Here is a 16,109-nt window from a genome sequence, read left to right on the forward strand (position 1 = left end):
ACTTTCCTATGGTCTGACTCCAACAAAAGGACACCACCAGCAAGTTGTTTTTACTTTCTTAAGTTTACGGATTTTCATGTGTCCACCTCCTTTTCATGTTCATTTCCTGTTGCCATGGATATGTTTGATGAAATTTGACCCAAGCTGGAAATACCTTTTTAAACTCTTCAACCAACATTGGATCAAATTGGGAACCCATTCCTTCGATAATGCGTTGATATGCTTCTTCAACTGGCAATGCAGCACGATAAGACCTTGAAGAGGTCATCGCATCAAAAGCATCTGCAATAGCAGTTACTCTTGCAAGTAATGGTATTTGGTTTCCCTTTAATTTATCTGGGTACCCATTACCATCCCAGCGTTCATGGTGGGATTGTATAACACAGATACTATCTTTTATTCCGTCCACATTTTTTACTGCATCCGCTCCGACAACAGGATGGAGCTTGATTATTTCAAATTCTTCTTTCGTAAGTTTCCCAGGCTTCATTAAGATCGAATCCGGAATATGAACCTTACCGATATCATGCAATAAGCAAGCATAATAAAAAGATTTTTGTTCTTCTTTTGATAGCTTACCTATTTCTTGTCCTAACATTAATGCATAATTAGCAACCCGTTCGCTGTGACCTCTTGTATAAGGGTCTTTTAATTCTAAAGTAGCAATAACCCCTTTTACAATCCCTTGTAACTGATTATCATAAGAATCACTAATTGCTTTGACATATCCTTGAAACCGAGAAAGGAGGAAATATGACATTGTAGATAATATTAAAAACAATATAATTGGTAATATCACATACGATGTTTGTAGTATTATACCAGTTAAAAGGTATTTTACAGTAACCCCCAGACTCACCAACCAAAAGTACCTTGTATTCAGGAAAAGAGGTAATGACAAAATTAAAAATACCTCTACAACATTCCCACTGAAATATTCATCTGCTGTTCCATAATATGTTATGATATCAACCGTAAAAGCAGTTAGTAAATAGCCGATAAAAAACACATATTTTATTAAAAACTGCTTATTTATCCTACTAATATACAACATTACTAAAATAAGCAATAATAATACAATATAATTAATATACCAATAATTGCCAGGTAAGCCAGGTTTTTCGTGCGAAATATAAATAGGTAAAAAGTAGTAATAAAAAATGTCATAGCCAAACAAAATAATATAGAAAGATATTAAAAACCATTTAACGGTTCGTTGCTCTTCATGTGGAATCATTTGACCCTCCGAGTGTAAAAAATACACATTTCCCTTTTAAATAGACGAAAGCTTTTTTCCTAAAGTTACAATTATCGTTGTTCCTCTACATTATATCTCATGTAGAAACCCCTTGAAACATTTTATTTTGAGGAATTTTGTATAATTGAAGAACAATTTTTTCCTCTATTTCCTTTGAGTGATTGGTAATGAAATGATGACCTTTGTTCCTTTTCCTTGTTCACTTGCTATCTTTAAGTCACCATTATGGTCTTTTGCAATTTGATGCGACACGATTAACCCTAATCCAGTACCATCCTTTTTAGTCGTGTAAAAAGGTTCAAATAAATTATTAATGCTTTCTTTAGAAATTCCGGGACCTTCATCCTCAATAGAAATTCCTAATTTTTTATTATCTAGAACCTGAATATAGATTCTGACCCTGCCTCCATCTGGCATTGCCTCGATTGCGTTTTTTATTAGATTAATAAATAACTGTTTTAGCCGACCTTCATCACAATCAACTATTGGGATTGGTTCTCTTTTGATCGTTTCAACAGTTACACCATTTTCAACAGCCTGATGATTTGTCAGTGATAACGTATAATTGATAATCTGTTCAATATTGGCTTTTTCATATTTGGGCTCTCTTGGTTTTCCAAGATACATCAAATCGTCAACGATCGCATTAATCCGGTCAATTTCTTGAATCATAATTGGATAATATTCATTAGCTACCGGATTCGCTTCCAATTGCAACTGGGTGAATCCCTTTAGCGATGCTAGCGGGTTGCGGATTTCATGTCCTACTGCTGCAGCCATTTGTCCGATAACCGCCAGTTTTTCTTTTTGATGCAGTTCCTCATAAACATTTGTTAATGATTTAATATAAGAAAAAAATCTAATTAAAAGGATGAATGCAATCCCGCATAAAATGATTATGCCTAGCATCGGCGACATAACATTTCCATCTTGTAGGATTAATCCTAATAACAAGTACCGGCCTAGTAGTCCAAAGGTTACAGACCAATAATATTGTTTATTTACAAATACAGGTGAAAAGAATACAAACAATAACTCGACAATATTTCCTGACGCAAACGATTGGGAAGACCCAAAATAAACTAAGAAGCTATTTATGCCGTCGAAAAGAATAAACCCAAATAGCAAAATATATTTAACTATATATGGGTTTCCTTTTTTAATAAATGTTAACGAAATAGGCAATAACATTATAATGAAAAAATAAAGCCAATATCCTAGCCCATCATTAAGTAAATGTGATGCACCATAGTCTGTATACTTAGGCAAGATAAAATACCAAAATATTTCATAGGTGAAATAAAACAAATAGAATAATGACAGTAATAATGTTATCGCCTTTTTTTCTTCGAAAATTAGCTTTGGACTGTTCTTACCTTCTTTCATGTTTGTAGCTCCTTAACCCTGGATACTTTTCACAACATTAAATTAGTTTTATGTTTCTCATACTATTCTACCATTTTTTTAAAAAACTGTTACATATTAATCGATTTTTTTCGACAAATATTTTATTGGGAAAAAAATAAGGAGCCCCTCCATATGGAGAAACTCCCTGTTTAGATGTTAGCTGGCTTTTTTCAATTGCTCTCCGGCCTGGTTCAATGTCGAATGCTTGCGTCCATATGTGAAGTAGACAACCAATCCAAACACTAGCCATACGCTGAAGCTGATCCATGTCAATGCCGGCAGCTGCAATGCCAAATACCCGCAGAATAAGAAGGCCAGAATCGGGATCCATGGAACTAACGGTACACGGAAGCCAGATTTTACAGTTTTATTTTTTCGCAAAAACAAAATGCCGATTGAAACAGTCATAAAGGCGAACAATGTACCAATGTTCACGAGTTCAGCCAATTTGTTCAGCGGCAGTACCCCGGCAAAAAACGCTACAAGCGCACAAGTGATCCAAGAGCCCACAACTGGTGTTTGCTTCTTTTTACTGACTTTCGTAAATACCTTGGGCAATAGTCCATCACGGCTGATCGCATAGAATAAACGGGATTGTCCGTAAACCAAAACTAGCAATACTGTCGTGATTCCGGTAATCGCGCCAATCGATATAAAGCCGGCAACCCAATCCTGATGAATATAGTTTAAGGCAAACGAAACCGGATTTTTTACATTAAGGTCAGTATAAGGAACAATTCCAGTTAAAATCGCTGAAACAACAATATATAAAATCGTACAAATTAATAATGATGCGATGATTCCGATTGGCATATCACGTTGAGGCCGTTTTACTTCTTCAGCGGCAGTGGCTACCGCATCAAAACCAATATAGGCAAAGAAAACAGTTGCCGCACCTGTTGCCACACCAGAAAAACCAAACGGCATAAACGGCGTCCAATTTGAAGGCTTCACGTACCAAACACCCACTCCGATAAAGAGCATGACTACGGCCAACTTTATGATAACCATGATGGCATTGAATCGGGCTGATTTTTTCACACCTTGCGTCAGCAGGAATGTAATAATCACCATAATAACGATGGCTGGAACATCGACGAAAGTCCCTTCAGTAGAATTGTATGCACTCGTGATTGCCTTGGGAAGGTGAATCCCAAACCCTGACAAGAGCCCCTGAAAATAGCCAGACCATCCGCTAGCCACCGCTGATGAAGCAAGTCCGTATTCAAGAATCAACACCCACCCCAGCATCCAGGCGATGATTTCACCGAAGACGGCATAGCTGTACGTATAGGCACTGCCCGAAACCGGAACGGTGGAGGCAAATTCCGCATAACAAAGGGCGGCAAAAATACAGGCTAATCCCGATAAGATAAACGAGATAATAAGGGCAGGCCCAGCGTGTTCAGCAGCCGCGACACCAGTGACAACGAATATTCCCGTTCCCACGATCGCGCCAATACCGAGCATTGTCAGGTCAAATGCCCCCAAATCCTTTTTTAATGTAATACCTTTATTTCCGGCCTCATGGATGAGGGCTTGGATTGTCTTTTTTCTAAATAGATTCATTTATTAAACCCCCATGTTTATAATATTCTGAAAAGAAAGTCTATACTGAAATTTATATCGAAATAATATAATCTTTTTATTAGAAAATCAATATATTTTTTATAATTAAATATTGGAAATAGAAAAATCATTAGAATTCTAACTAAAAAAACACTATTCTCACTTTGAAATCGAAATAAAATTATTATACAAAATATTATTAAATCAAAAATAAAAATGGTATTGGAGAAAACCAATACCATTTTTTAGACATTATTTAGGTTAGCCTGCCAATTCTTCTTTTTTTCCTGCAGGCAGCGTCAACGTTACCTTTGTTCCTACTCCAGGCTTGCTATCATAAGCTACCCTTCCGTTCATGGTTTCAATAATTCTTAAAGAAACCGATGTACCAAGGCCAGTACCTTTATCCTTAGTGGTATAAAACAACGTCCCGATCCTTGATAATTGTTCTGGTGTCATTCCTTTGCCGGTATCTGCAATCAATACAGATGCATGATATTGATTGGACGCCGTATGAATCATGACCATCCCGCCTTCTGGTGTTGCTTCAATGGCATTTTTGATAATGTTGACAAGTGCCTGTTTCAATTGATTACGATCCGTGTATAATGAAAAATCAGAACTGTCAAAAGAGCTCTCCAGTTGAACCCCTTGTTTTACCGCCAAAGGTTCCAGAAGCATTACAACTTCCGATAAAATATTCTTCAATTGAAATACTTCCAGTTTCTCAAATTGGGGTTTGGCAAAATTCAAGTAGTCATTAATAATGGATTCTGCTCTGCCTAACTCACTTAACACAAGAGATAGATACTCGTGATTTTTCTCATTTTCCTCCTGATGCATTAATTGCAGGAACCCCTTAACCACCGTTAATGGATTGCGAACCTCATGGGCAATCGATGCCGCAAGCTCTCCCAATGTATTTAACTTTTCCGCCCGCTGGATTTCCTTCCGTAATTCGCGTCTTTCGATTAGCCCTTCATTAAGCTTGGCAGCAAGGACTAAAGCTAACGTATAAATCAGGGCAAACAGAAGTAAATCCGGGATATGTATAAAAAATTTAAAAATATCGCCCTTTACATAATGATAAGCCGATAACGAAAAATAGCATAAAACCAACGACCAGCCCCCTGCTAATAACGTTAAAAACACCCGTTTATTGGAAGTCACATTCCAAAATTTTTTCCTAAGCAGGAAAGGAACAATGGCTGTAAGCAGACAGCCGACAATGGCAAAAACAACGGCTTCTCCGCCGATTAACAGACGCATTCCGATGATGGAGGCAATGACCATTGCACCGGCAACCGGACCCCCGTAGAAAATCGCCAATAGCAATGGTGCATAGCGAAGATCCCAGTTCTGACCATAGTTCGAATAAAGAAAAATCATGCAGGCCATCGCCGAAGCGCTATAGAATAAACCAAAATAAAAAGGGGTATTCCATTTTTGCTTATGGTCAGGTGAAGCACTGCAAAGCAGAACAGGTGCAAGTACAATTAATGATTGCAAAAGAAGTTTTTCTGCCAGCATGGTCATTCCTCCGAAGAAACAATCGTATTATCGATAATATACGACAAAAACTTCCCCTTTCCTTCATTGCTAAAAAAATAATGTTGGGAAATGTTTGTGCAATTTTCAACAAAACGTCTGAGCGATTGTTTCCGGTAAACTTGAATTCTACACCATTAGGGGATACCCAATTACTTTTCAAAGAATCCAGCAAGTCAAAAGGGGTACTTTGATATGCAGAGCTACCTAATACATCGGATTCCTCTCAACCGGCACCCATAAATCGCTTAGTTCCAGCTGTCCTGCCAATGAATATAGCAAATCCTCTCTGCCTCTTGCCGCCATGAATTGGACCCCCACTGGAAATCCGTCCGCTGTTAGATGCAACGGTACGGTCATCGCCGGTTGGCCAGTTAAATTCGCCAACTGGGTAAATGGCGTACGCATTAAGTTGTTTTCGGCCACCTGTTCGACAATCCCGACCTTTTTCAATAGACCGCCCATGGACAGTTTACCGGTGACCTGCATCGCCAGCTGTTCCGACTTCTTAGGCTCAAGCTCGCCAATTTTTGCCGGAAGAAACGCGGTAGTTGGTGTCATATAGAAGTCATAGGTTTCATGAAACGTCTCCATCACAATCGCGGCATAATCCCATTCGCGAATGCTTAAAACTACTTCCTCCGCCGACGTCGCCTTCCCGACCAGACCCAAAATCCAGGTAGTCTGCTCGACATCGTTCATTACGGCCTTTCTTCCCAATACCCCCTCTAATGAGGCAACCGCCGCCGCAACTTCGCCGAAGTACATCGTTAAATAGCTCTTGGCAATTTTCCTTCCGTCCACAGGTGCATCCACTTCCTCAACATGATGACCCATTGATTCCAGAAGCTGAGCTGTCTTGTAAACGGCCTCCATGCACTCTGCCTGGACTTCCGCGCGAAGCGGCGAACGAACTGAAAAGGCAATCTTTAGCTTTCTAATTGGTGGTGTCTGGGCCATTTCAAGATACGAACCTTCAAATGGCGGTGCGTGGAAGGCGGCAGCTTTTTCGAAAATCCTGATTTCATCCAGCATGGCTGCACTGTCGCGTACCGACCTTGACAAAATATGATCCACCGAAGCACCCTGCCAGTTTCTACCATATTTCGGTCCAACCGGTGTCCGCCCCCTTGTCGGCTTCATCCCGAACAGACCGCAGTAGGCTCCGGGTATCCGAATCGATCCGCCGCCATCATTCGCTCCTGCAATCGGAACCATACCACTGGCAACCGCTGCGGCAGAACCGCCGCTTGAGCCCCCGGGCGTGTGTTCCAAATTCCAGGGATTACGAGTTGGCCCGTAAACGGCAGGTTCCGTGATACCCATTAATGCAAACTCCGGTACATTGGTTTGACCGACAAACACTGCTCCTGTGTTTCGCACCCGTTTAACATATTCCGAATCGGACTGGGCCCGATATTTTTGAAACGCCTTCGACCCATAAGTAATTTTCTCCCCAGCAATTTCCTGTGCGATATCTTTTAAAAGCATCGGTACACCGGCAAAGGTCCCCGCTAACTCAATTGTCTCTGCCTGTTTTTCCGCTTTTTCGTAAAATTTATTAATGACCGCATTTAAAGATGGATTATGCTGTTCGATTGTTTTTATCGCTTCGCGGAGCACTTCCTTCGGCTGCAATTCTTTGTTTTTGATTAACTCAGCCAAACCGAGACCATCATAATATTTATAGATAAAGCCTTCCAATTTATCCCCCTCCATTTCTATTTCCTTCATGAACATATCTTCTATTCATTATTCGGATTTTCCTGTTAATAGAATTCCAAATATCTTTGTTGACATATTCAAAAATAAGGTGTATTATTATTAATTGTGCTTTACATTTTGGTAACTTGAAGATGATTATGGATTATAATGTAGGAATTTTTTTCTGGCTTTCCACTAATGTTTTTTCGGAAAGACTTATTCACACTGGAGCGGCCTCGGAGCCGTGAGGATGTAGGAGAGGTAGGGCTTACATCGTTTAGGTTTAAAACCTACAGTGGAAAAAATGTACCGCGGCTATTCGTTTAAAACGATATTTATAATTTTTACATTAAGAAAGCTTATGGAACTTGCAGCAACCAAGTTACCATCACACAAATAGATGAAAGCAAAGAAGGCAGAGGGACATCCCCTCTGCCTTCGCCAATTCATTGCCCCGCTTTCCGCTTCGCTATTTTTCGAATCACTTGATTAATAACTTCCGACAAGACCAGACCAAAGGCAATCGATCCAGCTAGCATCAGCACCTTTGCCGCTGAACCAAGGGCCGTGTTATATTCATTCTCCACGAAATTTCTCATGGTTTCATATGCCAGACCGCCTGGAACTAGCGGAATAATGCCGGCCACACTATAAATAATTACCGGGGTTTTAAAGCGCTTAGCCAATTCATGACTGAGAACAGCGATAAAAACGGTGGCAGCCAAAGTGGCCGTCACGGCGTCATTTAAGTAACCATTCAGAAGAAAGTAAATTAACCAACCGCCCATGCCAATCAAACCGCATTTTACCAAAGTTTCATTTGGCGCGTTAAACAGGATACCAAAGGCGCTGGTCGCGATAAAGCTAGTTATCGCTTGAGCCAAAACTTCCACTTTTCATCCCTCAATCACACAAAATTTAAAATCACTGCAATGCCCGCTCCGATGGCAAAAGCCGTTAAAAATGCCTCAGCCCCTTTTGACAATCCGGACACCAAGTGCCCGGCCATCAAATCCCGAATGGCATTGGTGAGCAATAAACCGGGAACGAGCGGCATCACCGACCCGATGATAATCTTATCCAGCTGCTGACCCAGGCCCGTTTTTACAAAAATTAAAGATACCAGTCCAATAACAAACGCTGCCAGAAATTCTGAAAAAAACTTGATTGGGACAAAGCGATGAAAGTAGATAAAGCTCATATAGCCTGCCCCGCCTGAAATCATTGCTGGAAAAAAATCTGCCCAAACACCTTTAAACATAATCATGAAGCAGCCGGTTGCCAGTGATGCCGCAGCGACCTGCAACATCAACGGAAAGGTAAGGTCCAGATCCTCAAGCTGTTTCAACTGCCTCTTTGCTTCAATAAGCCCGATCTCCCCGCTGGAGATTTTCCTTGATATGCTGTTGACCAATGCAACCTTCTCAAGGTCTGTTGACCGCTCCGAGATTCTGATTAATTTTGTCTTGGTTGGCTCCTCCCCTTCTGCGGAAAAAATAATCCCAGTCGGAGTCACATAGCTGTGGGAGTTTTCAATCCCCAGCGCTGCTGCCATCCGCATCATCGTATCCTCGACCCGGTACGTCTCCCCGCCGCTTTGCAGGATGATCTTCCCGGCCAGCAAACAGACCTCCATTATTTCATATGTATTATCCTTTGAAAACTCCATTCATCTCACCACTATTACATTGAACGTTTGATACCTAGTTTATAGTAAAACAAGCCCTTAGAGCAATGAGGAGACGACTTTCCCATTTTAATAAAAAACTTCGGAATATTTTCATAAATTAGTAAAAAATGCTGTTTGAATTTTCCGAATAATGAAATATAATATTGCCATACTATAATGAGAGGTGGGTATTTGTTTGAAAGCGTTAAAATCTATTCTACTGTGGGGAGTAATCTCCGCACTCGGCGCAGTTGGATTTGGAATCATGGCCTTAAACAGAGGCGAAAGCATCAATGCCATTTGGCTGTTAACAGCCGCTGTCTCCGTTTATGCCATCGCTTACCGTTTTTACAGCAAGTTTATCGCACAAAAAGTTTTTCAGTTAGATGATAAACGGAAAACACCAGCAGAAATACATAATGACGGGAAGGACTATGTTCCGACTAACAAATGGGTGTTGTTTGGCCACCATTTTGCCGCGATTGCCGGCGCCGGTCCATTAGTCGGCCCGATTTTGGCAGCGCAAATGGGCTATTTGCCAGGAACACTGTGGATTGTGGTCGGCGTGGTTTTGGCTGGGGCTGTTCAGGACTTTGTGATCCTGTTTGCCTCGATGCGCCGGAACGGTAAATCACTAGGTGAAATGATCAAAGATGAGATGGGCAAGGTAACCGGCATTATTGCGATGATTGGCATTTTAGGAATTATGATTATTTTATTAGCCGTTTTAGCACTTGTTGTTGTCAAAGCTCTCGTCGGAAGCCCTTGGGGAATGTTCACCATTGCGGCAACGATTCCGATTGCCATATTAATGGGAGTTTATATGCGGTTTATCCGCCCTGGCCGTGTTGGTGAGGCTTCGATTATCGGTATTGTTTTACTGGTTCTTTCCTTAATTTTTGGCCAAACCGTTGCAGAAAATCCAACATTGGCCGCAATGTTTACCTTCAAAGGTGAAGCAATTGCCATAATGATGATCATTTATGGGTTTGTTGCTTCCGTTTTACCTGTTTGGCTGTTGCTTGCACCGCGTGATTATTTAAGTACCTTCTTAAAAGTAGGGACCATTCTTGGGCTTGCGGTAGGAATTATCGTTGTCGCACCAAATCTAGAAATGCCTGCTGTAACAAAGTTTATTGATGGCACTGGTCCTGTATTTGCCGGGAACCTGTTCCCGTTCCTATTTATTACAATTGCCTGTGGTGCGGTTTCCGGATTCCACGCTCTCGTGTCTTCCGGTACTACACCGAAAATGATCGAAACTGAATCTCACGCCCGTCCGATTGGTTATGGGGCCATGCTAACTGAGTCTTTCGTTGCTGTCATGGCGATGATCGCAGCGTGTGTCCTGCATCCAGGAATTTACTTTGCCATCAACAGCCCAGCTGCATTAATCGGTACAGATGTTGCCCAAGCAGCTTCTGTTGTTTCAAGCTGGGGCTTTACGGTCACTCCCCAGGATTTATCAATGATTGCCAAGGATGTCGGTGAAGCGACCGTCCTGTCAAGAACGGGGGGTGCGCCGACACTTGCCATCGGGATGGCGGTTATTTTTTCAAGTGTGATTGGCGGCAAGGCACTGATGGCTTTCTGGTATCACTTTGCGATTCTGTTCGAAGCGCTGTTCATTCTGACAACGATTGATGCGGGTACTCGTGTCGGCCGCTTTATGATTCAGGATTTGATTGGTACTGTTTATAAGCCGTTTGCCAAAACCGAGGCGTTAATACCAAATATTATTGCGACTGCCCTATGCGTTTTATTTTGGGGTTACTTCCTGTATCAAGGGGTTATTGACCCGTTAGGCGGCATCAATACGCTATGGCCGCTGTTTGGAATCGCCAACCAAATGTTAGCGGGTATCGCCTTGCTATTTGGGACAACTGTTCTCTTTAAAATGGGCAAAAAAGCATACACTTGGGTTACTTTACTGCCAACCACTTGGTTGCTGATTGTAACATTGACCGCGGGCTGGCAAAAACTATTCCACGAGAACCCGAAGATCGGCTTCCTATCCCACGCCAAGATTTTCAAAGAGGCTTACGACGATGGAAAAGTTCTGGCACCGGCAACCTCTGCAGCGCAAATGAAGCAGGTTTTGATTAACGACTATGTCGATGCCGCTCTTACCGGCATTTTCATGATTGTTGTCATTGTCGTGTTAATCTCAGCTATACGCATTTGGTTTAAGGTATTAAAGGGCACCAAATTGTCATTGCACGAAACGCCATATGTACCGCGCACCGGAGAGGATTTGAAGAAATATGTTGGATAGGTTAAGAAAAATCAACTTCTACCGCAAGCAATTTCTAAGCTTGCTGGTGGGAGTACCAAGCTACGAAACTTACGTTGCCCATATGGAATCACATCATCCTGGAGAACCCGTTAAGTCCCGGAAGGAATTTTTCTGCGAGGCCCAGGATGCCCGATACAACGCAAAAGGCGGTAAGGTTTCGCGCTGCTGCTAAATAGAAAAAACAGCCCGGCATTCAATGCCTGGGCTGTTTTCTTTCATTGATGCCAAATCTTCATTAAAACGAGATTAATCACCGTGACCACCGCGTAGAGAATGGCCCATGTTTGTTTTCCGCTAAAGAACAAGGCAACTGCCGGCAAACCAAAAATAATGAGTTCAAACAGAAGATATGGGGTTCCGGTCAGGCCGTAGGGTGCCTTAGGGGAGCCAAACATTCCCCAGATAACCGCTACCAGCAAGGGAATGCCGATGCCTAAGAAGTATTTCATAACTGTTCCCTTAGAAACATGGAAACCCCAATATCCATAGATGACTAGTGCTAATATTTCTATTAGAAACCGCAGACCCAAATTTAATGCTTTTATTACCTCCATCCTTGCTCCCCCCTATTATACCTATTCGATAACCGGCGATTTTACCGGTTGAAGTACCTGTTTCGTCCTTCTTTCTCTAAAAATAAATCCCGTGAAAATGCACAACAATACAAATGGAATACTTGTTTTATAAAGTTCTGCAAAACTAGATGAAATCCTTTCTTGTGCAAATTTTTCCACTTGTTGGGTATAACCCCTAACAATCATTCCTGTATTGGCAATTTCTTGATTCACCTGTGATTCTACTTCTTTATGAATTTGTTCAGTAACCAGACTTCTTTGATCTTCTGGAATGGCGGCCATTGCTCTTTGAACATTCGCATCAACAAGCTGCTTACGCTCACTTTCAGTTATAAAAGATGGTGTGGCTTTTTGTGACTGACTCTCATCATTTATGGCTGTTTTTGTTTTCGTTAAGATATTCGTTTTCAATGCATCCGGTACCTCAAGCTTCTCGAGCTTTTGTGCGGCAAATTGAATGACATCTTGTTTTTTATCAGCAATATTGTTGGTCAGCCCGGCAACAAAGATGGCGACTGCCAAAACGACCCCGACTTGCCTCAGCATCGAGAAAACGCTCTGCGACGCGGTTAGCATTTCCCCTTCAAACGAAGAGGTGCTAGCTATTGTCGCTGATGCGATCACAAAACTAAATCCAAAACCGAGCAAGCTGCAGAGAAGGATAATCTCTTTTTCAGTGCTGTGAAGGCTTAAATTGTGTAATAGATAATAGGCGATTCCCATTATGGAAAAACCAAGCATCACCGGAATGGTGTAGCCTATTTTTTTCGTTAACAAACCGGCAAAGTTGGAAAAAACAAAGATGGCAGCAGATACTGGTGTGACGAGGAGTGCGGCTTGGAGCTCTGTCTTGTGCTGGAAGTTGGTTAGAAACTGTGGAAGCAAGACCATTACGCCAATCAGGAAGATAAACCCTGTAGTCACGATGACAACTGAACCTGTAAATAGACGATCTTTAAATAAAGTTAAGTTAACCATTGGCGCCTTCGATTTTTTCTCAGCAATGATAAAAAACACGATGGATGCGGCAGTCACCAGATAGCATACAAAGGCCTGGCTGCTGTCCCAGCCCCAGGTATTGCCTTTTATCAAAACGAGATTCAACGTAAAAATGGCTAAAACGGAAAATAGTAGACCGTACCAGTCAATCGATGATTTTACTCTGCTTTCGTTCCTTACTTTTAAAATTAGGAAGGATACAGCAATGGCCAATATACAGATTGGCACGTTTACATAAAATACCCAGTGCCAGCTAAGCTTTTCAGTAATGATTCCGCCCACTGTCGGGCCCAAGGCGGTTGATAATCCTTGTGTGGCTCCAAGCAGTGTTAACGGGAGCACCCTTTTTTCAATCGGCATCGCTGAAATCCCTATTACCATGCTGCATGGAATTAAAATGGCGGCACCCAAGCTTTGGACAAACCGGGCCGCAATCAGAAATTCTCCGCTGTTTGCCAGTCCGCATAACGCTGATCCCAATCCAAATATGAATAACCCGACGATGAAAAATTTATTTCTGCCATACATTTCGGCAAACCTTGCCAGCGGAATCGCCAAAACGGCAATCGTCATCGTATATACATTCAGCATCCACGAGCTGGTTTCCAACGTGGTATCGAGACTTTCCTGAATCGCCGGAAGTGTGATATTCATAATCGTGGAGTCAAGCATACAAACAAATATCCCCAAACACATTAACAATACAACCTTCATTCCACCCGTACCCTTCATACTCTATTCCCCTTGTTCGTTTAGATTTTTTAATTCATCATCAATCATGCTCATGACCATCTCCGCCTGGCGAATCCCAAACTCTAGTGTAAACCGCTTATAATGCTCCATATCTGTACTGCATGATTCGGCAATTCTTGTTAAATTGTCATACATCGCTTGATTTTTTTCACGTTCCTCCTCCAGCCATTCCACGATTTTTTCCTTAGTGGTGAACCGGCCAAAAAAGATGCGGATCAGGATATCCGACCTTGTAATGGTTGGATTAATCGGACTGTCCAGATATTGCTGAAACTGTTCCCTTCCGCTTTCGGTAATGGCAAATAAATTCTTATTAGGTTTACCTTCCTGCTGAATCACCTGTTTTTCAACGAGTCCCTCCTTTTCCATCTTTCTTAACGCCGGGTAAATTGCCCCGAATGATGCTTCGAAAAAATAGGAAACAGAATTCTCCATCATCTGCTTAATGTCGTAACCGCTCATTGGCTCCTCGTATAGAAAGCCGAGTATCACATCTTGTATATTCATTTCTCCACCTCAATATTATTGATGTTTATATTATCATTGTTAATATAATTATTGTCAATATTAATTTTGGATATTTTTTCAAATAAATACTCCCGCCTGAATACAAGCGGGAGTTTACCGTTATGCTTTTACAATAGTAGGGGTGATGTTAACCACTCCCCTCCGAATTTTCTTTAGATACCTTTCGATGAAATAAAGATTGATGATAATCGATAGAATAACTGTTACCGGAAAGCCAACAGCAAAGCCAAATAGGAAGACAAATAATCCTACTAGTATCCGAAAGGTAACAAAGACAAGCGTGACAGCATAACTGCGCATCATCCATTCCTGGTGACTTTGAATGTTTCGTTCTTTAATACGCTTCATACCGATGAAGGTCGTGACAAACCAGGCAACATCAAGAATTAAAAACGCGATGGTGCTGCCAATGCCTCCCGTCGCATAAAACGCCAGGTAGATTCCTGCCGGGACGCTGAGAAAAATCGATCCGACATAAATCTTGCCGATCGCGCGGTGCGTCTTGATTTTTTTACGGCTTTTCTTCAAAAACTGAAACGGTCCAAGAATTAGAGCGATAGCGCCTGTCGCGATATGAAAGTAGAAAAATAGCTTCCAAGTATCGAACGGAAAACTCGGATTTTCCAGTTTCCCTGCTACAATCCCGGCTTTCCGCGGATCGTTTATACCGTACATAAATACGATATACCCCATAAACGCAATAATGATAAAGTAACCAAGCCAAAGCTTCCAATTAATTTTTTGTTTGACCATTTTATAAATTTCCCCCTTTTAAGATACCCCTTTTATCATTGCTTCCACCTGAAATTTGACAAACACGTCACGTTCGCTCCAGCTAAAGTCCGGAAAGGTAATCAGTAATGCGGTAATTCCATGAAGTGACGCCCAAAGTGACTGAGACACCAATTGAACATCATTCTTTCTTAAAACGCCCGCATTCATCGCTCCCCCCACAAGCGCTGTTAACAGAAGAAACCCTTTAGTCCGATCGTCCTCTTCTATAATAATTTTTTGCAACAGATGGAGATTTTCGATGAAAATGAGGCGGTAGTAATCCGGATGGGTTAGTCCAAATTGAATATAGGCATGAAGTGAGGCCTTCAACCTCGAAGCAACATCCTGATTCTCACTCTTAGCTACACCTTCTTTTAAGCTGTTTAGAAATATTGCATAGCCGTTCATTAGCAGGTTTTTTAGAATTTCTTCTTTGCTGGCAAAATAGTTGTAAATAGCTGTGGGGGAATACTCAATTTTCTTGGCAATTTTCCTCATTGAGACATTTTCGTAGCCGTCTGATAAAAACAGCTGCACCGCCGCCTCAATAATTTCCTGCTTCATCTCCTTTATTTCTTTTTTGCGTCTTTCATTTGTGCTCATTTTTTAATATCCACTCTCCAGAACGATTAAAGTTAACACCGTTAATTTAATTTACAGTGTTAATTATAACCAGTATACAAATTTTGTAAATACTTTTTTTGTAATAAATAAAAAAGACGGGAATTCGTTCTCCCGTCATAATGTCTCATTCCCCAATATTGTTCTCAAACCATTCCTGCAGTTCTTTAAGCGAGGTAAATGTGAAGATTTCCTCACCATTTTGACCGTTATCAAAACCATTATTTCCTCTCAAGGTAATTTGGCCTTCATCCTCCGAAACCAAGATGGCATATGGGTGGTTTACGTTTATGTATCTCGCATCCAAATCATTATCAATCCAACTTTTGCTTCGCAAAAATGCGTCACAATGCTCCATCACATTCCCTCCTTCCACACTTATTGTTCCAAAAAAATAAAGGACAAAAC

The 16,109-nt window shown here is 41.4% G+C and carries 15 protein-coding genes; 2 read left to right on the forward strand and 13 right to left on the reverse strand.

The window, feature by feature from the left end:
• Window positions 1-64: 64 nt before the first annotated feature.
• The 7 genes from AR334_RS05140 to AR334_RS05170 all read right to left on the reverse strand — a co-directional run bounded on the left by AR334_RS05140 (window position 65) and on the right by AR334_RS05170 (window position 9,155).
• Window positions 65-1,237 (reverse strand): HD-GYP domain-containing protein, encoded by a 1,173-nt coding sequence (locus AR334_RS05140; RefSeq protein WP_066306263.1) that lies wholly within the window; start codon window positions 1,235-1,237, stop codon window positions 65-67.
• Between the two features lie 165 nt (window positions 1,238-1,402).
• Window positions 1,403-2,644, reverse strand: coding sequence for an ATP-binding protein (locus AR334_RS05145; protein ID WP_066306266.1), 1,242 nt, complete (start codon window positions 2,642-2,644; stop codon window positions 1,403-1,405).
• A gap of 177 nt (window positions 2,645-2,821) precedes the next feature.
• Entirely contained in the window at window positions 2,822-4,234 is a 1,413-nt protein-coding gene (locus tag AR334_RS05150; protein WP_066306269.1) for an amino acid permease, read from the reverse strand.
• 261 nt (window positions 4,235-4,495) lie between these two features.
• Window positions 4,496-5,764 carry an ATP-binding protein gene (locus AR334_RS05155; protein WP_066306274.1) on the reverse strand — a complete coding sequence of 423 codons (1,269 nt, stop codon included), beginning with the start codon at window positions 5,762-5,764 and terminating at the stop codon, window positions 4,496-4,498.
• A gap of 225 nt (window positions 5,765-5,989) precedes the next feature.
• Complete coding sequence (locus AR334_RS05160) at window positions 5,990-7,516, reverse strand: amidase family protein (protein ID WP_253701186.1); 1,527 nt, start codon at window positions 7,514-7,516, stop codon at window positions 5,990-5,992.
• 416 nt (window positions 7,517-7,932) lie between these two features.
• Window positions 7,933-8,379, reverse strand: coding sequence for a threonine/serine exporter family protein (locus AR334_RS05165; RefSeq protein ID WP_066306276.1), 447 nt, complete (start codon window positions 8,377-8,379; stop codon window positions 7,933-7,935).
• Window positions 8,380-8,393: 14 nt separating this feature from the next.
• Window positions 8,394-9,155 carry a threonine/serine exporter family protein gene (locus tag AR334_RS05170; RefSeq protein WP_066306278.1) on the reverse strand — a complete coding sequence of 254 codons (762 nt, stop codon included), beginning with the start codon at window positions 9,153-9,155 and terminating at the stop codon, window positions 8,394-8,396.
• A 196-nt stretch (window positions 9,156-9,351) separates the two neighbouring features.
• On the opposite strand from AR334_RS05170, the gene AR334_RS05175 reads away from it, so the two are divergent.
• Complete coding sequence (locus AR334_RS05175) at window positions 9,352-11,430, forward strand: carbon starvation CstA family protein (protein ID WP_066306281.1); 2,079 nt, start codon at window positions 9,352-9,354, stop codon at window positions 11,428-11,430.
• Window positions 11,420-11,623, forward strand: a complete 204-nt coding sequence (locus AR334_RS05180; protein ID WP_066306283.1) for a YbdD/YjiX family protein — start codon at window positions 11,420-11,422, stop codon at window positions 11,621-11,623. The genes AR334_RS05175 and AR334_RS05180 overlap by 11 nt, the downstream gene beginning before the upstream one ends.
• Window positions 11,624-11,666: 43 nt before the next feature.
• On the opposite strand, the gene AR334_RS05185 is transcribed toward AR334_RS05180, so the two are convergent.
• The 6 genes from AR334_RS05185 to AR334_RS05210 form a co-directional block, all read right to left on the reverse strand.
• Window positions 11,667-12,005, reverse strand: coding sequence for a YrdB family protein (locus tag AR334_RS05185; protein WP_066306286.1), 339 nt, complete (start codon window positions 12,003-12,005; stop codon window positions 11,667-11,669).
• A gap of 21 nt (window positions 12,006-12,026) precedes the next feature.
• Window positions 12,027-13,757, reverse strand: coding sequence for an MFS transporter (locus AR334_RS05190; RefSeq protein ID WP_066306293.1), 1,731 nt, complete (start codon window positions 13,755-13,757; stop codon window positions 12,027-12,029).
• A 3-nt stretch (window positions 13,758-13,760) separates the two neighbouring features.
• Window positions 13,761-14,285 carry a PadR family transcriptional regulator gene (locus tag AR334_RS05195; RefSeq protein ID WP_066306294.1) on the reverse strand — a complete coding sequence of 175 codons (525 nt, stop codon included), beginning with the start codon at window positions 14,283-14,285 and terminating at the stop codon, window positions 13,761-13,763.
• 120 nt (window positions 14,286-14,405) lie between these two features.
• On the reverse strand, window positions 14,406-15,059 hold the full coding sequence (locus AR334_RS05200) for a DUF2306 domain-containing protein (RefSeq protein ID WP_066306302.1): 654 nt from the start codon (window positions 15,057-15,059) through the stop codon (window positions 14,406-14,408).
• An 18-nt stretch (window positions 15,060-15,077) separates the two neighbouring features.
• A complete protein-coding gene (locus AR334_RS05205) occupies window positions 15,078-15,683 on the reverse strand; it encodes a TetR/AcrR family transcriptional regulator (RefSeq protein WP_066306305.1) in 606 nt (201 codons plus the stop codon).
• Between the two features lie 145 nt (window positions 15,684-15,828).
• Window positions 15,829-16,059: a hypothetical protein gene (locus AR334_RS05210; protein WP_066306309.1), complete on the reverse strand. Its 231-nt coding sequence runs from the start codon at window positions 16,057-16,059 to the stop codon at window positions 15,829-15,831.
• Window positions 16,060-16,109: the final 50 nt, after the last annotated feature.

Source organism: Bacillus sp. FJAT-29814 (genome assembly GCF_001510715.1).
Taxonomy (GTDB): Bacteria; Bacillota; Bacilli; order Bacillales; family Cytobacillaceae; genus Neobacillus.